This window comes from Methylosinus sp. Ce-a6, assembly GCF_009811655.1.
Classification (GTDB): domain Bacteria; phylum Pseudomonadota; class Alphaproteobacteria; order Rhizobiales; family Beijerinckiaceae; genus Methylosinus.
This window is the reverse complement of the sequence record NZ_BGJX01000019.1, coordinates 24414-49600: the sequence shown is the minus strand read 5'-3', so window position 1 is coordinate 49600 and position 25187 is coordinate 24414. Positions and strand designations below refer to the sequence as shown.

The window sequence follows — 25187 nt, the reverse complement described above, 5'->3', positions numbered from 1 at the left end:
GCGCCGAAAAAGGGGCGGACGGCGTTCAGCGCGCGTAGAGGCCGGGCGCTCCCGGCGCGCGCACGTAAGAATGGCCGATCGGCCGCATGCCGTCCTGCGCCCAGACCGGCCCACCGAGGCCCCCGGCGCGCACATGGCCGCCGAGACGCACGCAATTGTCGGAGCCGGAAACCGGGACGAAGCCCTCGCCGAAACGGGCGCATCGGCCGCCGGAAGAAATCGACCCCGTGGTCTGCGCCTGCGCCGGCGGCGCGCCAATGGCGGCGCAGAGGCAGAGGCAGACGAAAAGACGACGGACGTCGAGCCCGAGAGGTTCGGCGGAAAAAACGGTCATTCGCAGATAAGCCTCGAAATGCCTCGCATCGCAACAATCGAGCCGAAGCGATTTGGCGCCCCTCGTCGATGTTGCCGCCCGATGTTTACCAACTCGTTACTTCGCACGCTTCGACGCGAGAGGTCACACGGCGGCGACCACTTAGGGCGCAATACAGTCGAACAATCGTGGCAGGATCGTGTCGCTTGGAGCATGTTCCCGAAAAGCGCGAAGCGGTTTTCGCAAAAAGGATATGCGAACTCGAATAGCCCTTACAGCGCTTTCCGCTCGAACGGCGTCGTTCGCGCGACGAGAATTCGCTCCGAATGGAAAGTTGGTCTGCCGCCGCCGTCAACGCCAATCTCCGAGGACCGCCTGAACCACCGTCAGAGCGGCGACGGCGGCCGTGTCGGCGCGCAGGATGCGCGGGCCGAGCGAGAGCCGCGCGACGAGCGGGGCGGCGGCGAGAATCGCCACCCGCTCGGCGGGATCGAAGCCCCCCTCCGGGCCGACCAGAACATCGACGCCCCGATGCGCCGGCGCCGCGCGCAGAGCGGAGATCGGATCGGCGAGCTCGGCGTCCTCGTCGCAGAAGACGAGCAGTCGCCCGGGCGGCCGAGCGGCGAGATAGTCGTCGAGCGAGACCTCCTCGACGACCTCCGGCAGGCTCAAGAGGCCGCATTGCTCGGCCGCTTCGACGGCGTTGGCGGCGAGCCGCTCGAGATTGACGCGGCGCGCCTGAGTGCGGCGCGTGATGACAGGGGAAAGGCGCGAGACGCCCATTTCGGTCGCCTTCTGCGCCATATAGTCGAGCCGCGCGTGCTTGAGCGGCGCGAAGCAGTAATGAAGATCGGCGCAGGCGGTCTGCTCGCGCAGGCGCTCCTCGGCGACGAGAACGCCCTTGCGCCGAGAGACCTCCTCGAGCCGCGCCCGCCACTCCCCGTCGCCGCCGTTGAACAAGAGGATCGCGTCGCCCTCGCGCAGGCGCAGCACATTCAACAGATAATTGAGCCGGTCGGCGTCCAGAACGATACGCGCGCCGGCCGCGAGAGGCGCCGCGACGAAGAGCCGCTGCGCGGAAAAATCATAGCGTGACACGAGCTTTCCCGCGGGATGAGGGGCGGGCCGCCATCAAGCCGCCGCTTTGTCCGAGAAACTGCCGGATGCTTGCAACGGGCGCAAGTCTCTTGCTAAAATCTCAACTCTTGCTAGGACCTTACCGCCATGAAGGGGATTGCTGCCATGACGGCCAAGAGCGGAAAAGCGAGCCGCTATGTGAGCGTGTCGATTTTCGGAGCGCTGCTCGCATTCGTCGGCGCGGGGTCCGCCTTCGCGCAATCCTGCCAGGAAGACTTCGAGAAGCTCTCGCAGCGGCGCATGGGGCAGATCCAGGCGCTCAACGCCATCGGCAAGGCGTCCAAGGGCAAGATGGATCCGATCGCGGCCTGCCCGGCGGCGCGCAAGCTCGTCGCCATAGAGACCGAGATGGCGGCCTATATCGAGAAGAACAAGGACTGGTGCAACATCCCCGACAATATGGCGGATGGCTTCAAGCAGGCGCGCGCCAAGACGCAGACTTTCGCCGCTCAGGCCTGCTCCTTCGCCGCCAAGGCGAAGAAGATGCAGGAAGAGCAGGCCGTCGGCATCGGCCCGCAGGCGCAGAAGCTCCCCGCCGGCCCGCTGTGAGCGCGGCGGAGCCGCGACTGCCGGACGCGGTCGCCGATCATCCGCTCTGGCGCCTCGCCCCCGAGCCACTACGCCCCTATGTGCAGCTCGCCCGGCTCGATCGGCCGATCGGCTGGTGGCTGCTGCTCCTGCCCTGCTGGCAAGGAAGCGCGCTCTCCTCGGCGGCGCTCGGCCTGCCGCCCAATCTCTTTCATCTGCTGCTATTTTTCATCGGCGCGGTGTCGATGCGCGGCGCCGGCTCCACCTACAACGACTTCGTCGACCGCGACATAGACGCGAAGGTCGAGCGCACGCGGCTTCGCCCGCTGGCCAGCGGCAGAGTGTCGCCGCGCGCGGCGATCGTCTTTCTCATCCTGCAGTGCCTCGTCGGGCTCGCGGTTCTTCTCTCCTTCAACGGCCTCACCATCGCGCTCGGCTTCGCTTCGCCGCTGATCGTTCTCGTCTATCCTTTCGCCAAGCGCTTCACCTCCTGGCCGCAGGCGGTGCTGGGGCTCGCTTTCGCCTATGGCGCTCTGCTCGGCTGGACGGCGCAGACCGGCCGGCTCGATTGGCCGGCGGTCTTCCTCTACGCCTCGGCGATTTTGTGGACGATCGGCTTCGACACGATCTATGCGCTGCAGGACAAGCGCGACGACGCCATCGCCGGCGTGCGCTCGACCGCGCTGCTCTTCGGCGCGCATGTGCGCCTCGCCGTCGGCGCGCTCTATCTTTGCTCTGTCGTCTTCGCCGAATTGGCGCTGCTCGCGGCCGGCGTGGGCGGCTTCGCGCAGATCGGCGTCGGAGCCTATGCGGCGCATCTCTCCTGGCAGGTCTGGCGCACCAGCGCCGCAGCCTCGCCCGAGGTCGCGCTGACGCTGTTCCGCTCCAATCGTGACGCGGGCCTCCTGCTCTTCGCGGGGCTCGTGGCGCAGAGCGCGCTCCTCGCTTACTCGTAGCAGACGATCTCGCGCTCGCTGCGGTGCACCTGCCCCATCCGCGCGTCGTCGCCCTCCTTGCGGCGCGCGCAGAAGCGCGGACGGCGGGCGACGACCGACGTGTTTTTACGCCGGGCGATCGTCTCGCGCAGCGCGACGCCGCCGAGCCGCGGATCCAGCGTCTCGAAATCGCCGCCGCGCGCGGCGAGGCGCGGCAGATCGAGATAGGACGCCCAATATTTCCAATCGGCCGAGATCGCGCCGCCATCCGCCGTCTCGGCGAGGAGGATGTCGAGATCGGGATCGTCATGGGCGAGCGACAGGCGATAGGAGGCGCCGCCGTCGCGGCGCGGCTCGACATCCAGCGCGACGCCGCGATAGGCGCGCACGGGAACGCTGATGAGCATCGACATGCCGCCGAGCCGCCGCGAGATGAGAATATCGCGGCGGCCGACTCGCACCCGGCGCTGGCCGCCATCGGCCCGCCGATCGCGCTGAATGGCGAATTGAAGCTGGGTCTCCGCCCTGTCGCCCGTCTCGAACATGCGCTCGCTCCTCGAAATGTGATCTTCGCGTTTCATGAGGCGCATGTTGGGCGCCGGCCTCGCCAAAGCTCGCTAACAAGCCTGGTGAATCGCCCGTAAACCATTGCTTTTCGACCGATTCTGCCGCTTTGGGTTAGCGGCGGGCAAACAGAAACGTAGAAATTCGCGGCAATTCGCCGAAAAAAGGCGCCTTGCGGGGCGGGCCCGGCTCGCTTAACCACTGTTCTCAATGGCCGACAATTCAAACGACTTCGCGCCAACCGACCTCGCGGCCGAGCTGCCGCTGCTCGAAGCCGTTGCGCGGCGGGCCGGCGAGATCGCCATGGCCTTTTTCCGGCCGGGCGAGAAAACGAGCGCGGCTGTCTTCTATAAAGAGGGCGGGTCGCCGGTGACCGAGGCCGACATGGCCGTCGACCGTTTCCTGCAGGAGGCGGCGCTCGCGCTGTTTCCGGACGCCGGCTGGCTCTCCGAGGAGACGGCCGACAATGAGAAGCGCCTCTCCCGCGCGCGGCTCCTCGTCGTCGATCCGATCGACGGGACGCAGGCGTTTCTGCGCGGCGACGCGCGCTGGGCGGTGTCGATCGCGCTCATCGACGCGGGGCGGCCGACGCTCGGCGTCATTCATGCGCCGGCGCTCGAATGGACCTTCGCCGCCGCCGCCGGCCGTGGCGCGGCGCTCAATGGCGCGCCGATCCGCGTCACCGAGCGCTCCGTTCTGACGGGCGCGCGGCTCGAGGCGCCGCGCGGCCTCGCCGCCCGTTTCGCCGGCTCGGACTATAAGTTCGAGATGCAGAACCGCACGCCGTCGCTCGCCCTGCGCGTCGCCGACGTCGCCTCCGGCCGCAACGATCTGACCATCGCCTCCGCGGATTCGAAAGACTGGGACATCGCCGCGGCCGATGTGATACTCACCGAGGCGGGCGGCGTCTTGTCCGAGCTCGAGGGCGTTCCCTTGCGCTATAATCGTCCGCAACTGCGGCGCGACATGCTGATCGCCGCGCCTCGAGCCATCTTTCCGGAGAGTCTCGCGCTGGCGCGAGCCGTTTCGAAAGGCGTCATATGAGCGAAACGACTATACAGGATGGCGGCGCGCCGAAGCAGGCGCTTCATCTCGTTTTCGGAGGCGAGCTCGTCGACCTCCAGGGAGTCGCCTTCCGCGATCCGACGAAGCTCGACATCGTCGGCATCTATCCAGACGACCGAGCCGCGCTCGCCGCCTGGAAGGCGAAAGCCCATGCGACCGTCGACAACGCCCATATGCGCTATTTCGTCGTGCAGCTGCACGAGCTGCTCGAACCCGACGCGAATTGAGCCGGTCTCGTCGGCGCGCCGCCGGCCGTCGCAATCCTTCTTTCTGACCAGGCATTCCTCGCCTCGCCGACGAGCGCCTGCTCAGACTCTTCAAAACAAGCGGGATTCTTCTCGAAAAAACCGGTTCCCACTTTTTCGAAATCCTGCTCGAGGCCGGAGCGAACCGGCCGAACGGCGCGCCGCGGTGTCGGCCGTCGCGACATTGGCGAGTTTCAAACCGGGGCGTCGATGCCGGTGCTGACGATTTATCGGTTGCTGACGATCGGTTTGACGCCTTTCGCCGGCGTGGCGCTGGGCTGGCGCGCGAGACAGGGCAAGGAAGATCCGCAGCGGCTCGGGGAGCGCATGGGCGTTGCGAGCCTCGCGCGCCCCGCCGGCCGGCTCGTCTGGCTGCATGGCGCGAGTCTCGGCGAGAGTCTGTCGCTTCTGCCGCTCGTGGAGCGCTTCATCCAGCGCGGGGTCGAGGTTCTCGTCACCACCGGCACCGTCTCTTCCGCCAAAGTGCTGCGCGCGCGGCTTCCGGCCGGCGCGGCGCATCAATTCCTGCCGCTCGACGCGCCGCAATTCGTGGAGCGATTCCTCGAGCATTGGCGGCCGGACATCGCGCTCTTCGCCGAGTCGGAGCTGTGGCCCAATATGATCCGCGCGATTCACGCGCGACGGCTGCCGCTGATATTGGTCAATGCGACGATCTCGCGCCGCTCCGCCGCGCGCTGGCGGCGTCTGCCCGGCGGCGCGCGAACCCTGTTCGGAGAGATCGATCTCTGCCTCGCGCAGAACGCCGAGAGCGCGGCGCGCTATCTCGGCCTCGGCGCGCCGCGCGTGCGCGTGTGCGGCAATCTGAAATTCGACGTGCCGCCGCCGCCCGTCGGCGCGGGGAAGCTCGCCGAATTCAACGGCGCGATCGGCGCGCGGCCGGTGTGGGCCGCGATCTCCACCCATGCGGGCGAGGAGGAGATCGCGATCGACGCGCATCTCACGCTCGCCGCGGAGCTTCCCTCGCTGCTCACCATCATCGCGCCGCGCAAGCCCGAGCGCGGGGCGGAGATCGCGGCTCTCGCGCGCGCGAAAGGGCTAGACGTCGGCCTGCGCTCGCAGGACGGAGAGCCGCGGCGCGGCGTGCAGATCTATGTCGCCGACACGATGGGCGAGCTCGGCCTGTTCTTGCGGGCGGTCAGCGTCGTCTTCACCGGCAAATCTCTCACCGCCGAGGGCGGCCATAATCCGATCGAGCCGGCCAAGCTCGGCTGCGCGATCCTGCACGGGCCGCATGTCGAGAATTTCGCCGACATTTACGCCGAGCTCGCCGCCGCCCGCGCCGCCGCCCGCGTGACCGATGCGGAATCGCTCGCCCGCGCGCTGCAATTTCTGCTCTCCGATCCCTCCCGCATGCGCAAGATGGGCCGCGCCGGGACGGAGGTGGTGAAGAAGCTCGGCGGCGCCTCGCAGAGCATCATGGCGGCGATCGAACCCTATCTCGCGCAATCGGCGCTCGAGCAGAGATGAGACCGCGGCGCCGGCTCGAACATGCGCGCGCCTGAGTTCTGGCGGCGGGCGCCGGCCTCGCCGCTGGCGCGGGCGCTGGCGCCGCTCGGCGCGATCTATGGGGCCGTCGCCGCGGCGCGCATGGCGCGGCCGGGCGCGCGCGCCGATCTGCCGACGATCATGGTCGGCGGGCTCACGCTCGGCGGCGACGGCAAGACGCCCGCTGCGCTCGCCATCGCCGCCCTGCTCGCGGAAATGGGCGAGCGGCCCTTCTTCCTCACCCGCGGCTATGGCCGCCGCGACGCGCGGCGCGCGCCCTTTCTCGTCGATCCGGAAAACCATTGCGCGCGGGAGGCGGGCGACGAAGCTCTGCTGCTGGCGCGACGCGCGCCGACCATCGTCGGCGTCGATCGGGCGAAAAGCGCGCGGCTCGCGCGAGAGCAAGGCGCGACGGCGCTGGTTCTCGACGACGGCTTGCAGAGCCGGCGGCTCGAGGCCGATCTCGCTTTTGCCGTCGTCGACGGCTCCTATGGCGCCGGCAATGGGCTCTGCCCGCCCGCCGGCCCGCTGCGCGCGCCCCTCGCCCGCCAGCTCGCGACGGTGGACGCCCTCATCCTCATCGGCGACGGCGCGGCCGGCGAAGCGGCCGCCAAAGGCGCAAAGGCGGCAGGAAAAACAGTGTTCCACGCTCGCGTTACGCCCCTCTCCAGCCCGCTCGCCGGCGAGCGGGCGCTCGCCTTCGCCGGAGTCGCCCGACCGGAGAAATTCTTCGCGGCGCTACAGGCGGCCGGCGTCGAGATCGTCGGCCGGCGCAGCTTCGCCGATCATCATTTCTATGCAGAACGAGAGATAGCGGCGCTGGCGCGAGAGGCCGAGCGCCTCGGCGCGACAATGATCACGACGGAGAAAGACGCGGCGCGCCTTGCCGCGCATTGGCGCTCTCGCGTGGCGGTTCTGCCGATCGAGTTCGTCTTCGCGCAAACGGAGGCGCTACGCGCCCTCTTGCGCGGCGTCCTGCCGGGAAACTAGAGTCTTTTCATGTTTCATTGAAACATGAAAAGACTCTAGGCTTTTGTTTTGACGCGTTTCCAACGCCGAACCGGCGTCCACTTCGGCTGGAAACGCTCTAAGCCTTCGGCGGGAAGGTCACGCCGATGCGGGCGAGCTTCGCCTCGGGGCTCGAATAGGCCTCCTGGAGGTCGACGTTCCAATAGCGGAGCTCTTCGAGCGGAATGGGCTCGCCCGTCACCGCGCAACGCACATAGGCGCCCGGACGGCGAATGCGAAAATCGCCGTCGCGATACTCGACCTCGGCCTCGACCGCGGCCGGCGGCTGTCGTTCGAACCGGTTCATACGAATCCTGCGTCTCGCCCGCTCAGTGAAGCGGCGCACCGACGAAATAAACGAGGTCATGCCGAATTTTCAATAGGCGCGGCGCAATTGGCAAGACCGAATCGCGCCGCCCGCGGCCATGATCTCGCTCCGCCGGCGTTCGCCCCGCCAGAATATGCGAGCCCAGGCCAGAAAAAGGCTCGGAGGATCGCCGTCGATTAAAAAATGCGAATGGCCGCCCCGGAGAGGGGCGGCCATTGCGGAGGACGTCGCCGGTTTTGAGGCGATTCTCACCAGAAGACCTGGGCGCGAGCCAGGAACATGCTCGGGCGGTCGCCATTGAGATAGGCGCGATCGGAGGGCGCGGAGAGCGTCAGAACCTTGGTCCAATTGGCCTGGAGGCGCACGCCTCTGACCGGATACCAATTCAGCGCCAGCGTCAGATTGCCCTCGCGTCCGCCGAGCGTGGCCGTGTTGGCCAGCGCCTTCTGCGCGGCGTTGCCGACGAGAGCGGCCGCATAGACGTAGCTGCCGGGAACGAGGCCGCCGTTGTTCAGGTTGAGCTCGCTGTAGCGGGCGGCGAACTCGAAGGCGCCGAGGCCGCCCTTGTCGAGCGGATTCTTGATCGACACGTCGGCGAATGTGCCGGGCGAGCCCCAGTTCTGGTCATAGCCGCGATAGGAGGCCGCGCGCGATTCGCCGGTCAGGAACACCGAGCCATAGACGTAATAGCCGCTATAGGCGAGGCTCGATCCGCCGGCGTTGCCGAGAAGCAGCGCGTTGAGCGGATTACGCTCATATTGCGAGGCGAGATATTCGGCCTGCACCGCGAAAGGCCCATAGGCGGCGGAGGCCTCGAAACCGTAGCTGTAGGAATATTTCAGACAGCCGTTCTTGAGCGTGAAAGGCGAATAGAGGAGCGAGAGGCCGGTCGAGGCCGTCGCCAGGCTTCCAGAGGCCGCGCAAGTGAGGTCCAGCGCCGTCGGCACGCGGATCAGAGCGCCGCTGCCGCCCAGAACGTCGAACTCGTCGCGCGTTCCCTGGCCGGGCCGATAGGCGTTGGCGTTGGTGGCCGCGGTCGCGTCATTGGGCTTGTGATAGCGGAAGGACGAGCCGAAATGCAGGAGCTTGTCCTCCTCGACGATCGGCGCATAGGTGGCGCGCACCGCCGCGTCCCAATATTGGGCGCCGCCGGTCGGCGGAGCCGCCGCCGTGTCCTGCGGGCTGGTCGAGAAGAAACCGCCCTTGACGCTCCAATGCTTGTCGCCCGCTCCGAACGCGACGCCGATGTGGCGGCTCGGCGCGAGGGCTTCGGTCATGGCGCGTTCGATGAAGGTGATGTGCTTGGTCGAGCTGACCGCCTCGAGGCTGAAGGGCTCGAAGAAATTACCGACCTGGAAGGTGACCGGCTGCTTGGTGATCTCCTCCGGCAGCAGCTTGTCGCGATAGGCCAGATAGGCGTCGCGAATGCCGGCCGCGCCGGAGCCGGTGAAGTCGTATTGGAACTTGTAGAACCAATTCTTATAGGCCTTGCCCTCGACCTCGAGCTGAGCGCGGCGGAAGCCGGCGTTGCTGCGCGACATCGTGTCCGCCGAGCTGGCGAAGCCGCCATCGGCCTGCACGCGGCCGCCGATCTTGAAGTTGAACGCCTTGTCCTCGGTCTCGACGAAGAGGCCGTTGCGGAAGCTGACGAACACCGGCGGCGGGGCGACGAGCCCGGGCAGGGTCTTGGCGGAATTCACCGCATTCCTGACCTGAGCGTTGGTCTTGGCCTGCTCGGACACTCTGGCCTCGAGCCGCTTGATCTGCTCCTTCAGCGCCTTGATCTCGCTCGCCGTGTCGGCCAGCGCCGAAGCCGGAACGCCCAGCAGCCCGCAAAACGCCGCGAGCGCCGCGCCGCCCGAGAGCCGCCGCGTCATTCTCGACCCGATTTTCTGTTCTCTCATGAAAGCCCCCAGTAGTCGGCGCTCGACGTCGCGCGTGAACATTTCGAAAGTCTACGCATCTCGCGCGACTTCATTGGACCAGAATGAGCATCTCGCTATGAATGCAAGTCTCAACGGCCACAAGCAAGCACGCAATCCGCACGGCGATTACGCCTATTGCCCATCGATAGACATATGACGCCCAAATTCGCGCCAATCGTTGCTCGATATACGACCAACGACAGTCGGAATGTATCTTGGATACATCACATGTAATTGTCTTACATTTCGATTGGCGCCTCACGCAAGGGCCGAGTTCGATTCAAATAAGGATTTCCACGTAGGTGTTGCGGATCGGCCACGTCCTTACGGCGTGAGAAGGCGAGCGCTATCACCTGCGAAGTAGAAACGCAGCCCGAGAAGCGTCTCATTTGCGCCTCGTTTTCGGTCCGTGGCATTTGGGTCACACCCTACGTAGAAACCGTTGTCATGAATCGTGGCGGCCGCAATTTGTGATGATTGTGTCACAAATCGCCTCTAGCGATGCGATAGCGGCAAGCAAATCAAGGGGTACAGGCTGACATGATTCACAATCCGAACGTCCAGACGATCGCGAAAGGCGCGACGCCTTCGAGGCTGATGGGAGGCGTGGCCCTGGCCGCTCTCCTCGGCGCGTTCGGCGCGCCCACGGCGGCTCTCGCCGACACGGCGAGCGAGATCAAGGCGCTCAAGGCCGAGCTGAAGCGGCTCGAGCATAAGCTCGAAGACCAGGCCAAGACGACGCATCAGGTCAAGAACGCGCTGAACTCGGCCAAGAGCGCGCCGGGCGCCAAAGCGCCGCCGCCGGTGTTCGTCAGCTTCAAGAACGGCCTCTATGTCGAGACCGAGGACAAGGACTTCAGCTTCCATGTCGGCGGCCGCGTCCAGACCGACGGCGGCTTCACCGACAAGGCCTATACGACTCGCGCCAGCAACGTCGGCTTCCGCCGCGCCCGCCTCGAGGTCGTCGGCAAGGCCTATAAGAATTGGTACTATAAGTTCCAATACGACTTCACCGGCACCGGCGTCGCCGGCATTCGCGACGCCTTCCTCGCCTATCGCGACAACTTCCTGCCGGAAGGAATCACCAAGCAGCCGGTCACGATCCAGATCGGCAACCAGTACGAGCCTTTCAGCCTGGAGACGCTCAACTCGTCGAAGCACATCACCTTCATCGAGCGCGCCCTGCCGGAAGGTCTCGCCCCGGCCCGTCATATCGGCGCCTCGATCGGCGCCGGCGACAAGGATTGGAGCGTGAAAACCGGCATCTTCTCCACCAGCCCGCAGGACACGGCGACCGCGCCGCGCGTCGGCGGCGCGCAATATTGGGACGCGTCGATTCGCGCCACCTATGCGCCGATCCGCACCGAGGACACGCTGCTGCACGTCGGCGCGTCGTTCCTCTATCATCGTCCGAACGACTCGACCGCGGCCACCCATTCCGCCGTCCTCAACCCCGGCACCGAGACGCGCGACGAGACCGGCATCATCGGCGGCGGCGGCGCGCTGGTCCGCGTGGCGCAGGACCTCAGCTGCGGTCCGACGGATGTGGCGGCCGCCGGCCTCGGTCTGTTCTACACCCCGTTCGTTCGTCGCAACGGCTGTCTGAAGGACGCTTTCAACTACAACTTCGAAGCCGCGGCCGCCTATGGCCCCTTCTCGATCCAGGCGGAATACACCGGCTCCCAATATAATCGCGATTGGCAGTCGGCTTTCCTGCTCGGCAGCCAGGGCGGAAGCACCCTCAATTACAGCGCCTACTATGTCTATGGCTCGGTCTTCCTGACCGGCGAGTCGCGCGCCGAGTCCTATGCCGGCTACGACAAGGACTGGAACACGCCCGGCACGTTCCACGATGTCCACATCAAGAACCCGCTCAACAAGGGCGGCATCGGCGCCTTCGAAGTCGCCGCTCGCTACGACGGCATCAATCTGAACAATGGCGGCCTCGTGCCGTCGAGCTATGTCTATGCGGCGACTGTCGCCGGCAATGCGGCGCAGAAAGCGCTCGCCAATACCGCGACGCTCGGCGGCCGTCTCGAGAACTTCACGCTCGCCTTCAACTGGTATCCCGTCAAGGGCGTCCGCTTCCAGGCGAACTGGACGCACTCCTTGACTTTGGTCGCGCCGGCCGACCGGCCTTACCTCAACGGCCAGCATCCGAATATCTTTCTGGCCCGCGCCCAGGTCTTCTGGTGAGCGAATACGCCGGCCTTCATAGGCCCGGCGACATGTTTCGATCGAGAAGAGGCCGCCCTCCCCGGGCGGCCTTTTTTCTTTGCGGGGTCCGGTCACAGGCGTGACATTTCCGCAACAGCCGCCCGAGAACCGCTCGGCCGGAATTCCATTCGATGATTTAGACTAGTAACTCCATATGGTATATGCTTACGATAATTTACTTAGACAGTCTTACGGGGATCAAATGAAACGGCATAGCGGATCACGCGGACGGACGATGCGGCGACTGTCGAGCGGCGTCGCCCTCCTCGCTTTTGCAGGGATATTCGGCGTTCCCGTCACGGCGCTGGCGGACACGGCGAGCGAGATCAAGGCGCTGAAGGCGAAGCTGAAAGAGCTCGAGGCCAAGATCGGCGCGCAGGGCAAGGCGACCGCCCAGGTCAAGAACGCGCTCAACTCCGCCAAAGCCGCGCCGGGGACGAGCGCGCCGCCGCCCGTCTTCGTCTCTTTCCGCAACGGCCTCTTCGTCGAGACCGAGGATCAGGATTTCAGTTTCAAGCTCGGCGGCCAGATCCAGGCCGATGGCGGCTTCGCCTCCTCCGCCGACACCATCTCGCGCAGCAATGTCGGCTTCCGCCGCGCGCGCCTCGAGGTCGAGGGAAAGGCGTTCAAGAACTGGTTCTACAAGCTCCAGTACGATTTCACCGGCTCGGGCGCAGCCGGCATTCGCGACTTCTATCTCGCCTATCGCGACAGGTTCCTGCCCGAAGAGATCACCAAGCAGCCGGTCACCATTCAGATCGGCAACTTCAAGGAGCCGTTCAGCCTCGAGGCGATCGAATCGTCGAAATATTTCGTGTTCGTCGAGCGCTCGCTGCCCTCCGTCCTCTCGCCGAGCCGCCACATCGGCGCGGCTATCGCAGCCGGCGACAAAAACTGGTCGATCAAGACCGGCATCTTCTCGACCAGCCCGCAGGACACGGCGACCGCGCCGCCGACGGGCGAATCGCAATATTGGGACGCGGCGGTGCGCGGCGTCTATGCGCCGATCGTCGAGGAGGACAGACTGCTCCATCTCGGCGCCTCCTTCAAATATCACAAACCCAACAACACCACCGCAGCCACCGACGCCGCCAATCTGCGCCCCGGCCAATCCTCCGAGCGCGAGGAGACCGACGTGCTCGGAGGCGGCGGGGCGCTGACCCGCGTCTCCGCGGCGCAGGACCTCTCCTGCGCCGGCTCCGCGGCCAGCCTCGACATCGCGACGACCGGCGTCGGCCAGCTCGTCGCGCCCTTCGCGCGGCGCTCTAGCTGCCTGAAATACTCCTACAATTACGGATTCGAAGCCGCCGCCGCCTATGGCCCGGTCTCGCTGCAGGCCGAATATATCGCCGCCCAATATGAGCGGGACTTCACCAATGCGCTCATCTACGGCAATGGCGGCGGAACCAGCCTGCGCTATAGCGGCTATTACGTCTTCGGCTCCGTGTTCCTGACCGGCGAATCGCGCGCGGCCTCCTACAAGGGCTATGACAAGGACTTCAACACGCCCGGCAGCTTCGGCGAGGTGCAGATCAAGAACCCGCTGAACAAGGGCGGCCTCGGAGCCTTCGAATTCGCCGCGCGCTACAGCGAGATCAATCTCGACAATGGCGGCCTCGTCGACGGCAATTTCGTCTATGCGGCGACCGCCGTCGGCAACGCCGCGCAAAAGGCGATCGCCCGAACGGCGACGCTCGGCGGACGTCAGGATAATCTGACCCTCGCGCTCAACTGGTATCCCGTGCGCGGCGTGCGCTTCCAGGCCAATTGGACCAAGACCCTGACCCTCGTCGCGCCTTCCGACCGCCCCTATCTCAATGGCGACCGCCCGAGCCTCTTCCTGGCGCGCGCGCAAGTCTTCTGGTGAGGCGGACCTCGAGAAGCGAAACCAGGGTCTTTCCGTGTTTCATTGAAACACAGGAAGACCCTAGGCTTTTGTTTCGACGCGTTTCCGGACGCCGAACCGGCGTCCGCTTCGGCTGGAAACGCTCTAAAAACAGAACGCCCCGACGCTCGCGGCCGCCCCTCTCGGGGCGGCCGTCGCATTTTCCGGGCGCAGCCCCACGCGCGGCCGTCCAGGCGCGCCCCATTTCCGTCGGGCGGGAAATAAAATAAGAATTAAGAAGTTTCATCGCCGATTCGGCGAAGCGTCGGTAATCGAGACAATACGTAAGATATATTACGTAGTTCGATTGATAAACGCTGCGCTGGATTGGGGAAATGCTCAAATCGAATCGATGCTGCATCGCTGTGCTCGTCGGTCTATTCTGCGTCGGCGCGACAGAGGCCGAAGAGCTCCCGAAGCGACGAGCGGCGCCGGCCGAATATGTTCGTATCTGCGATCAATATGGCTCGGCGTTCTTCTATATTCCCGGATCGAACACCTGCCTGCGAATCGGCGGAGCGGTCGTCGGCGAATGGCGCAGCTGGAGCACCTCGTACCGCATGTCGCGCAGCATCATCGCGACCGACAACCCCTTCGCATTCGGCGCCGGCGGAGGCGGCAATCCGCTCGGCATTCCCGGCCATGTGCCCAATCTCGGCTATTCCAATCCGCGCAGCGGCGACAACAGCGGCTTCGTCGGCGTCGGCCGAGTCGAATTGGACGCCCGCGCCCCGACCGACTACGGCACGGCGCGCGCCTTCGCGCGAATCGAATCCTATTTCGGCTCCGACAGCAGCGCCGCGACCGGCTCGCTCAGCGGTTCACAATATTTCGGCGCCGCGAATTTCGCGAACGGGACCGTGTTCCGCACGACGGCGCGCGAGACGACGATATTGAACAAAGGCTTTCTGCAATTCGGCGGACTGACGATCGGCCGCGCGCAGTCCTTCTTCGATTTCTACACCGACAACATCAATTGGGAATCTCTGCGCGGCTCCAATGCGACGGTCGGCGCGCTCGCCTATACTTATACGTTCCGCGACGTGGCCGCGCTCACCCTGTCGCTCGAGGACAATGTCTCGCGGCGCGGCTTCATCGGCTCGACGATCGGCGCCTTCAATTACATCGCGGCGATCTACGGACTGACCGGCGCGGCGGCCGATGCGGCCGCCGCCGCCTGGGGAACGCGCTTCACCGGCGTGCCGGATGGCGTGCAGATTCCAGAAATCGTCGCCGCCTTCCGCATCGACCAGCCCTGGGGCGCGGTGCAACTCTCCGCAGCCTCCCATCAATTGCGCACCTCCACCTATACGCGCAACGCCGCCGTCGCGACGCCCGTGACCGGCCTGCCGCTCGGAACCGCGATTACAGCCGTCTCGCAGGACGATTTCGGCTACGCCTTCCAGGGCGGCGCCCAGTTCAATCTCGACAAGATCGCTCCCGAATATTTTCCCGCGGGCGACAAATTATGGATCCAGGGCACCTATGCGCGCGGCGCCGTCGGCTATCTGATGGGCAATAATCTGAGCTTCAACGGCGGCCCGGTGAACGGCAACGCCTTCTATGGCTATGGCAATGGCGGCGTCAAAGCCAGCAATGGCTGGGAGTTCTCGAGCTTCGACTGCATTTGGACAGCGGCCGCCCATTGCGACAAGTCGATCGGCTGGGCGGCGCTCGCGGCCTTCAAGCATTATTGGACGCCGACGCTCTCTTCCGGCGTCTACGGCTCCTATCTCGCGCTCTATCACAGCCCGAGCGCGATCGCCGCTTTCGGCGGCGGCGTCGGCGCGGTCAACACCACCGAATATCGCATCGGCTCCAATCTCGTCTGGACGCCGATCAAGAATTTCGACCTCGGCGGCGAGCTCATGTATCTGCGCGACAATCACCACAGCCGGCCGGTCGGGCTCGCGCCGGACATTGCGCTGTGGTCGGTCGGCCTGCCCTCGTGGAAAGGCGTCAACGCCACTGTGGAAGGGCGCGTGCGCCTGCAGCGCTCGTTCTAGCGGCTTGCGTCAATGAAAGTGAAGACGCTCGCGCCCCCTCCCCAACCTTGCGCGGGAGAGGGTGAGGGAGGGGGCCTTCGGGTCTTCGGGTCTTCGGGTCTTCGGTTCGAATGACGCAGACCTATTCGAGTTGGCATGTCCTTTTCCGAAAACCGCTCCCGACAGCCTTCAGCCCTCGCGGGCGAGGAGGCCGTCCGCCTCCATCATCTCGAGCAAGATGCCCTCGCGCAGGCCGCGATCGGCGATGCGCGTGCGGGCGGCCGGAAAAACGCGGCGGATGGCCTCGAAGATCGCGCAGCCGGCGAGCACGAGATCGGCGCGCTGCGGGCCGATGCAGCCATTGGCGGCGCGCTGCTCGAAATCCATGGCGCGCAGCGATTCGATCGCCCGCGTCGCATCCTCGTCGGAAAGCCAGAGGCCGTCGACGCGCCAGCGGTCGTATCGCTCGAGGCCGAGATGAACGCCGGCGAGCGTCGTCACCGTGCCGGAGGTGCCGAGCAGGTGAAAGCGCTCGCAGCGCCGCTCGACGGCGGTGCGCTCGGCGAAGGGGGCGAGCGCCTCGAGCGCGCGCGCGGTCATCGTCTCATAGACTTCCGCGGTCACGCTTTTGCCGCCGAATCGCTCGGCGAGCGAGACGACGCCGAGCTCGAGCGAGGTCCAATGGCGCAATTGGCAGCCCTGCGCCTCGCGCCTCAGCCAGACGAGCTCGGTGGAGCCGCCGCCTATGTCGAAGAGCAATATGCTCTCCGCGCGCGGATCGGCGAGCGAGCCGCAGCCGCGCGCCGCGAGGCGCGCCTCCGTCTCGCGATCGATGACCTCGAGCAAGAGGCCGGTGCGCTCGCGCACGCGCTCGACGAATTCGGCGCCGTTCTCGGCGGCGCGGCAGGCCTGGGTCGCGATCAACCGGGCGCGGGAGACGCCGCGGGCGCTCATCTTCTCGCGGCAGACGTCGAGCGCGTCGAGCGTGCGCTCGATCGCCTGCTCGCAAATGCGGCGCGACGCGCCCATGCCCTCGCCGAGCCGCACGATGCGGGAGAAGGCGTCGACGACACGCAGCAGCTCCGTCTTGCGGCGGGAGCGCTGCTCGGGCCGGGCGATCAGCAGCCGGCAATTATTGGTGCCGAGATCGAGCGCGGCGTAGACATGCTCGTCGCGCCGATCGCCCCCCGAGGCGACGCGCGCGCTCGGAACATGCGACGCGGCGCCGGCGCACGAGGCCCGGGGATCCTTCGCTTCGCCCTCGGACGCGCGCGCCTCGAAGCCGACGCGCGGCTTCGCGCCGCCGCCCAAGCCCCCGCCCCGATGTTCCGGCTTCTTCAACCTGCCTCCCGACCGGCCTTCGCATCGCGCCGCCGCGCGACCGGTCTGCATCCTCGAAAAACGGCGACTGTCATGGCCGATCGCGCGAAGTGTAGCAAGGCCGGCGCGAATGCCAAGGAGACGGTTTTCTTAAGCGGAGCTCGAACGTGGCTGGCGGCAGGCCGCCGCGCGCGTCGCCGCGGCGACGGCGGGAATTGCGGCGATCATGTTGACAGGCGCAAGACCTCTCTTTAGATCAGCGCGACACGCTGCTTCGCGGCGCGGCCGTTGGGGGATAGTTCAACGGTAGAACAGCGGACTCTGACTCCGTTAATCTTGGTTCGAATCCAGGTCCCCCAGCCAGCCATTGTTTTCCAAGGAGTTTCTGACGCCGTCTGTCCGTGCAGGGTGACAACCCCACACGGCCACCCCACGTTGCGGGCCGACCGGTGTCTCAATACCTCATCCGAGCAGGCGATACCTATTTTTTTCGTCGCCGCGTGCCAAGAGCGCTCCAGCAGCGTCTGGGCAAACTCGAGATTTACCGAAGCCTGAAAACCTCCTCTCGTCGCATCGCGACCGCCCGCGCGGCGGAATTCTTCGTGTTAACCGAGGAGATTTTTCACGTGGCCAAGGCTTATCGTCGACTCAAGCCGCTCGTTTCCAACAACGAGCCGATTCCACCGACGCCTGTCTCCGACGAAGAAATAAGGGCTGTGGAGAAGAACGGATTGGCGGCCTCTTTCCTAAAATGGACCAAAGAGCGACTTGACCTCGACCGCGATTATTATGGGCGACGACACCAAAGCTCATGCAAAAGGAGGAGGCCGAGGCTGCTTTACAGTTAGCTGATTTCGAAGGCCCCATTTACCAGAACGCTTGGCTTTGCGTTGCGGAGGTTTTCGATGTCCCCCCGCGACGCGGTTTTTGCCTCATAAGCGTCGAAATTCTGGAACGGGCTTATCGGCTCCTCCAACGGAACCGCTCGAATTTCTAGTTCGCCATCCAAGGCTTCGACCATTTCTCCGAGGATTCTGAGAGTCCAATTTCCTGGAGCCTTAAGCTTTTCGGCTCGCCCGAGCGGTGTGAGAGCTGTCGGGCCGCCGCGTCACTCTACGGCCAAGCGCTCGGCCAATTCCGTCACATCGTCCCAATTCAAATGGTGGACTCCATATGCCGTTTCCACATGCACGCCGTCTTGCCGGACTGCGGCGGAGAATTCGGTGTCGCCTCCGACCGGGCTCAAATAGATGAAATCGGCGCGCCGCCAGTCATAGGCCAGCGCAGTGAAATTGCGTGACAATGTCCGACCCTCTTCGAGGGTCAGGTCGAAATATAGCCGCTCGCTCAACATCATTCGCAGCATTTCGCCGAGCATCCGATGCGACACGCGTTTGACGAGGGGATAAGTCATACGTCTTCGCTCGATAGGGGATGCCGGGCCGTCAGCTCGTTCAGAAGGAGTGTCGTACGATTTCCGGCTGATTACTTCATAATCACGGGCGTCATCGCGAGCCGAAGGCGAAGCGATCCAGCGCCGTGGGGCGGCTCCTGGATCGCTTCGTCGCTGCGCTCCTCGCGATGACGCGCGAGCAGATCAACTGGAAATCGTATCATTTCCGACGCTCGCGCAGCGAGCGATCGAAAATCCAGAGCGCTTTAGATAGCGCGAACCTCTTCGGGCTTCGCGATGAACTCCAAACGGTCGGCGCGATCGAAATCCGCCGCCGGGACCTCGAACACGAAGCGGTTCGGATACCAGAAATTGGCGTAGGGCAGGAACAGGCTGCTCGATGACAGGCTGGCCAATTGCTCCGCGCCCGCGAAAAGCGCCGCTTCGAAACCGACCCCATTCGTCGGCGCCGACGTATTGTCGCCGAACACCTCGAACTGGACGAAGAATTTGGCGGAGACGACCTCGCCCTCGAGCGTTTTGATCCCGATGACGCGAAGATCTTGGAAGCGGCGGCCGATATTGCCATCCGTCAGGAGTTGCGGAAATTCATGCGCGCGCCCCTTCTTGACCATGGCGGCGTCGCCCAATGGCGCGCCCAGATCGGCCAGGCCGGTCGGTTTCGCGGGCGCCAATGTCACGACGGCGCGGGTTTCTTGCAATGAGGGCAAGACGGGCTCCTTGTAGCTTTGTGGCTTTCGACGTTGGAAACCCGACCAAAATTCCGGGCCCGAGCCGCAGGAGGCATTTTGCGCGCCAAATCGGCCGAAGGCCGAGGCCGGAGCGTCAGTCGAATGTCACGCTCAGCCCGTGACGCTCGAGCTCCTCCTCTATCGCCTCCAGGATCGTCTGCAGCTCGACGATATCGATGGGAATTTCCTCGTCGGGCGCGTCCCAATGGTCGATATCGTCGAGGCGGATGAAGAAATCCGTCTCCTCCTCCGCGTCGGGCGGGGGCGCCGAATTGGCGATGGTCAGCACATGGCGGCCCGAGAGGACGCGGATCGCGCCCTCCGTCATCTCGACCTCGATCGATTTGCGCCGCGCCATGCCGATGCTCCCGCTGGACCTCACTCTACAATCAATCCGGCCCGCACGGCCACTTTTCGCATGAGGGTCGGAAGGCCCTCCTCGGCGAGGCGCGAGAGCGGCGTCCAGCGGCCGTTCTCGATATCGGGCGGCGGCGGCGGGAGCGTCGCGGCGAATATGGTCAGCCGCAGCGAAAAATGTGTGAACACATGCTCGACCTCGCCGGGCAGCTCCCGCCAGCGCGCCGCCGCGGGCGCATGGACGCGCGCGCGGGACGGGTCGAAATCGACGCGAAAGGGAGTGGAGGGAAATTCGCTCATGCCGCCGAGCAGGCCGCGCATGGGCCGCGTGCGCAGCAGCGCGGCGCCGCCGCTCGTCAGCACGAAGGCGGCGCCGCGACGCAGCGGCTTCGCGAGCTTTGGCGCCTTGACGGGGAAACGCTCCGTCTCGCCGCGCCGCGCCGCCGCGCAGGCGGGAGCGAAGGGGCAGAGATCGCAGCGCGGCCCGCGCGGCGTGCAGACCGTCGCGCCGAGATCCATCAGCGCCTGGGTGAAATCGCCGGAGCGCGAAGCAGGAAGCAGAGTCTGCGCCGTTTCGCGCAATTGGCGCTTGGCCTCGCGCAGCGGCTTGTCGACGGCGAAAAGGCGGGCGACGACGCGCTCGACATTGCCGTCGACGGCGACGCAAGGCGCGTCGAAGGCGATGGCCGCCACCGCCGCCGCCGTATAGGGGCCGACGCCCGGCAGAGAGAGGAGCTCGGATTCCTCCTTCGGGAAAACTCCGCCGCGCTCGAAAGCGAGCTGCTGCGCGCAGGCGTGGAGATTGCGCGCGCGGGCGTAATAGCCGAGGCCGGCCCAGGCCTTCATCACCTCGTCGAGCGGCGCCGAGGCGAGCGCCTCGACATTGGGCCAGCGGGCGAGAAAGGCGTCGAAATAGGGTTTGACCGCCTCCACCGTCGTCTGCTGCAGCATGATCTCCGAGAGCCAGACCGCGTAAGGATCGGCGCGCTCCCCCGGCCGCGCGCGCCAGGGCAGATCGCGCCGGCGGCGGTCGTACCAGGCGACCAATTCCGCGAGCAGCGCGCGCGGATCGAGGCGCGGCTTTTCCGGCGGCGTTTCGGGCGGCTTGGCGGGGGCTCTCGGCATGGGCTAACCTGTCCATAACGAGGTCGGACGCGGCCGCGCAAGGAGGGAGCATGACCGGAACGGCGACGGGGCGCTCGAAATCCAGGCAATCGCGCCCACTCGGCGAATTCGTCGACAAGGCGCTCGGTCCGCTGGCGGCGCGCCAGGGCTTCGGAGAATCCTCGCTGCTGCTGCGCTGGGAGGCGATCGTCGGCGCGCGCGTCGCCGCCATTTGCGAGCCGATGAAGCTGCAATGGCCCCCGCGCGCCAAGAACCGCCCCGCGGAGAAGAGCGAAGAGCCCGCGACTCTGGCGCTGCGCGTCGAGCCGGGCTTTGGCCTCGATATTCAGCATATGAGCGCGGCCATCATCGAGCGCGTGAATGCGCATCTCGGCTGGCGCTGCGTCGCCAAGGTCACGATGAGGCAGGAGCCGCTCGCCCCGCGTCGCGCCCGCCCGGCGCGGCCGCCCGCCGATCTCGCCGCGCGCAGCCGGGCCGAGGCGGCGACCGAAGGGGTCGCCGACGAGAGGCTGAGAGCCGCGCTGGTCGCGCTCGGCGAACGGGCGCTGGCGAGAAAGACGCCGTGAACGGGCCGCTTTGTTCCGGCGCGTCGCCGACGCCGAACCGGCGTCCACTTCGGCTGGAAACGCTAAGCTTTGTCTGACGCGTTTCCGACGCCGAACCGGCGTCCACTTCGGCTGGAAACGCTCTATTGGATGATCCAATAGGCGTCCGGGTCGCCCCTCATATGCACTTTGACGAGACGGCTGAAGGGCCGGACGAACTCGACGATGATCTCGCCGCCGAGCACGCGGCAGTCCTTGCTCTTGATGCCGCGACGGATGATCTCCCGCGCCGCCTCGAGATCATATTGCTCCGCGAGCTCGATGACGCGCTGCATGTCGGCTCGCTCCTTGCAGCCGGCGTAGCCTGGAAAGCCTTCGTAGATGACGGCGACCTCGATGGCCGCCGCGGGCCGCAACAGAAAAGGAGCGAGCGCCGCCCCGAGAATGAATGCCGCGAGCTTCATTGTCGTCTCCGCTCAAAAAAACTTGGCGTCCGCGCGAGGCGCAGACGCTATGAAAAAGTCGACGACGATCGATCGCCGACACAACTCGACGAATCACCGCGCCAATGGTCGCTCATCCGGCGGCAAAATTCCGCTTGAATTTATCGAAATCGATCGACCGCGTAAGGCGCCGGATCGGTGAAGGGCTCTGCGCCCGTCATCATCTCGGCGAGCAGACGGCCGCTCACCGGCCCCAGCGTGAAGCCGTGGTGCTGGTGGCCGAAATCGAACCAGAGGCCCTGGTGGCGCGGCGCCTTGCCGATCACCGGCAGCATGTCCGGGAAACAGGGCCGGCAGCCCATCCAGGGCTTGGGATCGAGCCGCTCGCGGATCGGAAACAGCGTGCGGGCGAGCTTCTCGTCCCAGTCGATCTGCACCGGGGTCGGCTTCGCGTCGCGGCGGGCGAATTCGGCGCCGGTCGTCAGCCGCACGCCGCGCGTCATCGGCGCCAGCACATAGCCATTGTCGGCGTCCAGCACCGGATGCGACAGTTTCGCCCCCTCGGCCACGGCGTAATGCATGTGATAGCCGCGCTTGACCGCGAATGGCAGATCATAGCCGAGCGGACGGAAAATCTGGTCCGACCAGGGCCCGAGCGCCACGACGAGATCGCGCGCGATCACTTGTCCGTCATGCGTGGGCACGCTCCAGCGCCCGTCGCGCGTCTGTTGCAGTCCGCGCACGTCGCCGGCGAGAAAGCGTCCGCCGCGCTGCTGGAACAGGGCCGCGTAGGACTGCGCCACGGCGCTCGGATCGGCGACCGAGCAGGTGTCGAGAAAATGCACGGCGCCGGCGACGCGGGCGAGATCGGGCTCGAGCGCGGCGAGCGCGTCGGCGTCCAGCACCTCTATGCGCAGCTTGAACTCGCGCAGGCGCTCGGCGTCGGCGAGGCCTTTGGCGAGGCGGCTCTCGCTGCGATAGAGCTTGATCCAGCCGATGCGGCGGACGAGCTCGCCGGCCCCCGCGACCTCGATCAGCGCGTCATGCTCCTCGAGGCAGCGCTCGACGAGCGGCAGCGCGGCGAGCGCGTGGCTCTTCGCCCGCTCCGGGCCGCTCTCGCGGAAATAGCGCAAGAGCCAGGAGGCGACGCCGGGCAGCGCCGAGAGATGGTAGTGCGCCTGTGGCGAGAGGTTGAGCGCGTAATAGAGCAAATCGCGCGGATCGCGGGGGAAGAGATAAGGAAAGATCGAGGCGCGCTCGATCAGCCCGGCGTTGCCGAAGCTCGTCTCGAGCCCCGCCGCGCCGTGCCGGTCGACGAGCGCGACGTCGCGGCCCCGCGCCTGCAGATGCAGGGCGGCCGACACTCCGACCATTCCCGCGCCCAGGACGGCGACATCGGCGGTCTGCTGCATAGGATTCTCCAGCGAAACACATTCTAAAGCGGAATATGGCGGCGTGGGCGGGCGAACGCCAGCGCGGGCGTTGGTTCATCCGCAGCAATATTTCGGCCAACCGTGAGGAGCGCTCAAATCACCTCGATCAGGCTTTCGCCCCGCGCGCGATCCGCTTCCGGTCACCCTGGCCTTCGCCCGCCCCCTTCACTCCGCCCGCGGAAGGGCCTAAACGATCCTCTTCCCGCCGACCCGGCTGCGCCGAGACTTTTCCCAAAGGACGCCCGAGCCCATGATCCCCCGCTATTCCCGCCCCGAGATGATGACCATTTGGGAGCCGCAGACGCGCTTTCGCATCTGGTTCGAGATCGAGGCCTACGCCTGCGACGCGCTCGCCGAGATCGGCGTCATTCCCAAGGAGAGCGCCAAGGCGATCTGGGACAAGGCCGATTTCGTCACTTTCGACGTCGCCCGCATCGACGAGATCGAGCGCGTGACGAAGCATGACGTCATCGCCTTCCTCACCCATCTCGGCGAGTTCATCGGGCCGGACTCGCGCTTCGTGCATCAGGGCATGACCAGCTCCGACGTGCTCGACACCTGTCTCGCCGTGCAATTGTCGCGCGCCGCCGATCTCTTGATCGCCGATGTCGATGGATTGCTCGCGGCGATAAAACGCCGCGCGCAGGAGCATAAATATACGCCGACGATCGGCCGCTCGCATGGCATTCACGCCGAGCCGACGACCTTCGGCTTGAAGCTCGCGCAGGCCTATGCCGAATTTGCGCGCGCCCGCGAGCGGCTCGTCAATGCGCGCAAGGAGGTCGCGACCTGCGCCATCTCCGGCGCCGTCGGCACTTTCGCCAATGTCGATCCGCGCGTCGAGGAACATGTGGCGAGACAGCTCGGCCTCGCGGTGGAGCCCGTCTCCACGCAGGTCATTCCGCGCGACCGCCACGCCGCCTTTTTCGCGACGCTCGGCGTCGTCGCCTCATCGGTTGAGCGGCTGGCGATCGAGATTCGCCATCTCCAGCGCACGGAGGTGCTGGAGGCGGAGGAATATTTCTCGGCCGGGCAGAAGGGCTCCTCCGCCATGCCGCACAAGCGCAATCCCGTGCTGACCGAGAATCTCACCGGCCTCGCGCGGCTCGTGCGCGGCATGGTGACGCCGGCGCTGGAGAATGTCGCGCTGTGGCACGAGCGCGACATTTCGCATTCCTCCGTCGAGCGCAATATCGGCCCCGATGCGACGGTGACGCTCGACTTCGCGCTGGCGCGGCTGACCAGCGTCATCGACCAGCTCGTCGTCTATCCGGAAAATATGCAGAAGAATCTCGACCGGCTCGGCGGGCTCGTGCATTCGCAACGCGTGCTGCTGGCGCTGACGCAAAAGGGCGTGTCGCGCGAGGAATCGTACGCGCTGGTGCAGAGAAACGCCATGCCCGTATGGCGCGGCGAGGGCGAGTTCCGCAAGCTGCTCGGCGCCGACGCCGAAGTGAGCGCGAAGCTCTCGCCCGCGGAGCTCGACGAGCTGTTCGACCTCGCCTATCACTTCAAGCATGTCGACACGATCTTCGATCGCGTGTTCGGCGAGGCGTGACGCTATTCGCGGACGCTCGCACCGCCGAACCGGACAATCACTGCGCGTCATCGCGAGCGAAGCGAAGCGATCCAGAGCCGTGGGGCGGCCCCTGGATTGCTTCGTCGCTGCGCTCCTCGCAATGACGGCGAGCCGATCGTCCGGAAACGACGAAATCCATTAATCGAGCCTTCGGGCTCGCGCTCTGCCCGACTTACGCCGCCATCAGGCCACCGACTGCTTGCCGTTCTCGTCGAACAGAACCTCGGTCTCGTCCTCGCCCATCTCGATGAGCGCGCGGGCGAGTCCGCCTTCGGCGCGATATTCGTACGTGTGACGCAGCTCCACCTCGCCATAGACCATTTTTTCGCAAAGCAGCAGCCGCTCCGCTTCGTCATAGCGGGCGCGAAAAAACGTGTTGCGATTGGCGAGGTCGTTAGGGTCGAGCGGCGACATCAGATTGAGCGGCAGGCTCACGCCGCTATAGGTGAGGAAATAGTAGTAACCGTCATTGTCCGCGTTCATTCGTTTCTCTCCCGTCGGGCCGGTCTCGGCGCGCTCCCGCCGGCCTCGTCGGAGCCATTGCGTAGCGCGGCGCGCGGAAAAAGAAAACCGCCTCGCTGCGACCACTGCGACCAATT

At 65.8% G+C, this 25187-nt stretch carries 25 protein-coding genes and 1 tRNA gene; 13 read left to right on the top strand and 13 right to left on the bottom strand.

Annotated elements, in window-relative coordinates:
• Positions 1-25 precede the first annotated feature (25 nt).
• Both Mspo_RS12975 and Mspo_RS12970 read right to left on the bottom strand, forming a co-directional pair.
• Positions 26-334: a hypothetical protein gene (locus Mspo_RS12975; protein ID WP_159730376.1), complete on the bottom strand. Its 309-nt coding sequence runs from the start codon at positions 332-334 to the stop codon at positions 26-28.
• Between the two features lie 330 nt (positions 335-664).
• Positions 665-1411: a 16S rRNA (uracil(1498)-N(3))-methyltransferase gene (locus tag Mspo_RS12970; RefSeq protein ID WP_159730374.1), complete on the bottom strand. Its 747-nt coding sequence runs from the start codon at positions 1409-1411 to the stop codon at positions 665-667.
• 144 nt (positions 1412-1555) lie between these two features.
• Between Mspo_RS12970 and Mspo_RS12965 the strand changes: the two genes are divergently transcribed.
• Complete coding sequence (locus Mspo_RS12965) at positions 1556-1999, top strand: hypothetical protein (RefSeq protein WP_159730372.1); 444 nt, start codon at positions 1556-1558, stop codon at positions 1997-1999.
• The gene (gene ubiA / locus Mspo_RS12960; protein ID WP_159730370.1) at positions 1996-2934 is read left to right on the top strand and encodes a 4-hydroxybenzoate octaprenyltransferase; all 939 of its coding nucleotides are present in this window, start codon (positions 1996-1998) and stop codon (positions 2932-2934) included. Before Mspo_RS12965 ends, ubiA begins: the two co-directional genes overlap by 4 nt.
• On the opposite strand, the gene Mspo_RS12955 is transcribed toward ubiA, so the two are convergent.
• The gene (locus Mspo_RS12955; RefSeq protein WP_159730368.1) at positions 2925-3458 is read right to left on the bottom strand and encodes a DUF6101 family protein; all 534 of its coding nucleotides are present in this window, start codon (positions 3456-3458) and stop codon (positions 2925-2927) included. The two genes, ubiA and Mspo_RS12955, sit on opposite strands and share 10 nt — an antisense overlap.
• A gap of 229 nt (positions 3459-3687) precedes the next feature.
• Here Mspo_RS12955 and Mspo_RS12950 point away from each other — a divergent pair, with 229 nt between their 5' ends.
• From Mspo_RS12950 to lpxK, 4 genes are all read left to right on the top strand, one after another.
• Positions 3688-4521, top strand: a complete 834-nt coding sequence (locus Mspo_RS12950; RefSeq protein ID WP_159730366.1) for a 3'(2'),5'-bisphosphate nucleotidase CysQ — start codon at positions 3688-3690, stop codon at positions 4519-4521.
• Positions 4518-4769 (top strand): DUF4170 domain-containing protein, encoded by a 252-nt coding sequence (locus Mspo_RS12945; protein ID WP_159730364.1) that lies wholly within the window; start codon positions 4518-4520, stop codon positions 4767-4769. The genes Mspo_RS12950 and Mspo_RS12945 overlap by 4 nt, the downstream gene beginning before the upstream one ends.
• A gap of 228 nt (positions 4770-4997) precedes the next feature.
• Positions 4998-6275, top strand: coding sequence for a 3-deoxy-D-manno-octulosonic acid transferase (locus Mspo_RS12940; RefSeq protein WP_159730362.1), 1278 nt, complete (start codon positions 4998-5000; stop codon positions 6273-6275).
• A gap of 21 nt (positions 6276-6296) precedes the next feature.
• The gene (gene lpxK, locus Mspo_RS12935; protein WP_159730360.1) at positions 6297-7283 is read left to right on the top strand and encodes a tetraacyldisaccharide 4'-kinase; all 987 of its coding nucleotides are present in this window, start codon (positions 6297-6299) and stop codon (positions 7281-7283) included.
• Between the two features lie 97 nt (positions 7284-7380).
• Here lpxK and Mspo_RS12930 read toward each other — a convergent pair whose 3' ends face one another.
• Together Mspo_RS12930 and Mspo_RS12925 are read right to left on the bottom strand one after the other, a co-directional pair.
• Positions 7381-7608, bottom strand: a complete 228-nt coding sequence (locus Mspo_RS12930; protein ID WP_159730358.1) for a DUF2093 domain-containing protein — start codon at positions 7606-7608, stop codon at positions 7381-7383.
• A gap of 269 nt (positions 7609-7877) precedes the next feature.
• A complete protein-coding gene (locus Mspo_RS12925) occupies positions 7878-9506 on the bottom strand; it encodes an OprO/OprP family phosphate-selective porin (protein WP_159730356.1) in 1629 nt (542 codons plus the stop codon).
• A 588-nt stretch (positions 9507-10094) separates the two neighbouring features.
• On the opposite strand from Mspo_RS12925, the gene Mspo_RS12920 reads away from it, so the two are divergent.
• From Mspo_RS12920 to Mspo_RS12910, 3 genes are all read left to right on the top strand, one after another.
• Entirely contained in the window at positions 10095-11750 is a 1656-nt protein-coding gene (locus tag Mspo_RS12920) for an OprO/OprP family phosphate-selective porin (protein WP_159730354.1), read from the top strand.
• Positions 11751-12006: 256 nt separating this feature from the next.
• On the top strand, positions 12007-13638 hold the full coding sequence (locus Mspo_RS12915) for an OprO/OprP family phosphate-selective porin (RefSeq protein ID WP_244613431.1): 1632 nt from the start codon (positions 12007-12009) through the stop codon (positions 13636-13638).
• Between the two features lie 353 nt (positions 13639-13991).
• The gene (locus Mspo_RS12910; protein ID WP_159730350.1) at positions 13992-15662 is read left to right on the top strand and encodes a porin; all 1671 of its coding nucleotides are present in this window, start codon (positions 13992-13994) and stop codon (positions 15660-15662) included.
• A 168-nt stretch (positions 15663-15830) separates the two neighbouring features.
• Here the strand turns inward: Mspo_RS12910 and Mspo_RS12905 are convergent, their stop codons facing one another.
• A complete protein-coding gene (locus tag Mspo_RS12905) occupies positions 15831-16982 on the bottom strand; it encodes a Ppx/GppA phosphatase family protein (protein WP_244613430.1) in 1152 nt (383 codons plus the stop codon).
• Between the two features lie 268 nt (positions 16983-17250).
• On the opposite strand from Mspo_RS12905, the gene Mspo_RS12900 reads away from it, so the two are divergent.
• Together Mspo_RS12900 and Mspo_RS20295 are read left to right on the top strand one after the other, a co-directional pair.
• A tRNA-Gln gene (locus tag Mspo_RS12900) sits at positions 17251-17324 on the top strand.
• 38 nt (positions 17325-17362) lie between these two features.
• Positions 17363-17809 carry a DUF6538 domain-containing protein gene (locus Mspo_RS20295; RefSeq protein WP_368854809.1) on the top strand — a complete coding sequence of 149 codons (447 nt, stop codon included), beginning with the start codon at positions 17363-17365 and terminating at the stop codon, positions 17807-17809.
• 260 nt (positions 17810-18069) lie between these two features.
• Here the strand turns inward: Mspo_RS20295 and Mspo_RS12895 are convergent, their stop codons facing one another.
• The 4 genes from Mspo_RS12895 to mutY all read right to left on the bottom strand — a co-directional run bounded on the left by Mspo_RS12895 (position 18070) and on the right by mutY (position 20588).
• Positions 18070-18375, bottom strand: a complete 306-nt coding sequence (locus Mspo_RS12895) for a hypothetical protein (RefSeq protein WP_159730348.1) — start codon at positions 18373-18375, stop codon at positions 18070-18072.
• Positions 18376-18620: 245 nt separating this feature from the next.
• On the bottom strand, positions 18621-19085 hold the full coding sequence (locus Mspo_RS12890; protein ID WP_159730346.1) for a hypothetical protein: 465 nt from the start codon (positions 19083-19085) through the stop codon (positions 18621-18623).
• A 115-nt stretch (positions 19086-19200) separates the two neighbouring features.
• Positions 19201-19464 (bottom strand): Imm74 family immunity protein, encoded by a 264-nt coding sequence (locus Mspo_RS12885; RefSeq protein ID WP_159730344.1) that lies wholly within the window; start codon positions 19462-19464, stop codon positions 19201-19203.
• A 20-nt stretch (positions 19465-19484) separates the two neighbouring features.
• Positions 19485-20588: an A/G-specific adenine glycosylase gene (gene mutY, locus Mspo_RS12880; RefSeq protein ID WP_159730342.1), complete on the bottom strand. Its 1104-nt coding sequence runs from the start codon at positions 20586-20588 to the stop codon at positions 19485-19487.
• A gap of 50 nt (positions 20589-20638) precedes the next feature.
• Between mutY and Mspo_RS12875 the strand changes: the two genes are divergently transcribed.
• Positions 20639-21154, top strand: a complete 516-nt coding sequence (locus tag Mspo_RS12875; protein ID WP_159730340.1) for a DUF721 domain-containing protein — start codon at positions 20639-20641, stop codon at positions 21152-21154.
• Positions 21155-21276: 122 nt separating this feature from the next.
• Here the strand turns inward: Mspo_RS12875 and Mspo_RS12870 are convergent, their stop codons facing one another.
• Positions 21277-21597 carry a hypothetical protein gene (locus Mspo_RS12870; protein WP_159730338.1) on the bottom strand — a complete coding sequence of 107 codons (321 nt, stop codon included), beginning with the start codon at positions 21595-21597 and terminating at the stop codon, positions 21277-21279.
• 140 nt (positions 21598-21737) lie between these two features.
• A complete protein-coding gene (locus Mspo_RS12865) occupies positions 21738-22988 on the bottom strand; it encodes an FAD-binding oxidoreductase (RefSeq protein WP_159730336.1) in 1251 nt (416 codons plus the stop codon).
• A 271-nt stretch (positions 22989-23259) separates the two neighbouring features.
• Here Mspo_RS12865 and purB point away from each other — a divergent pair, with 271 nt between their 5' ends.
• On the top strand, positions 23260-24567 hold the full coding sequence (gene purB, locus Mspo_RS12860; protein ID WP_159730334.1) for an adenylosuccinate lyase: 1308 nt from the start codon (positions 23260-23262) through the stop codon (positions 24565-24567).
• Positions 24568-24771: 204 nt separating this feature from the next.
• Here the strand turns inward: purB and Mspo_RS12855 are convergent, their stop codons facing one another.
• Positions 24772-25071, bottom strand: coding sequence for a DUF6156 family protein (locus Mspo_RS12855; RefSeq protein ID WP_159730332.1), 300 nt, complete (start codon positions 25069-25071; stop codon positions 24772-24774).
• Positions 25072-25187: the final 116 nt, after the last annotated feature.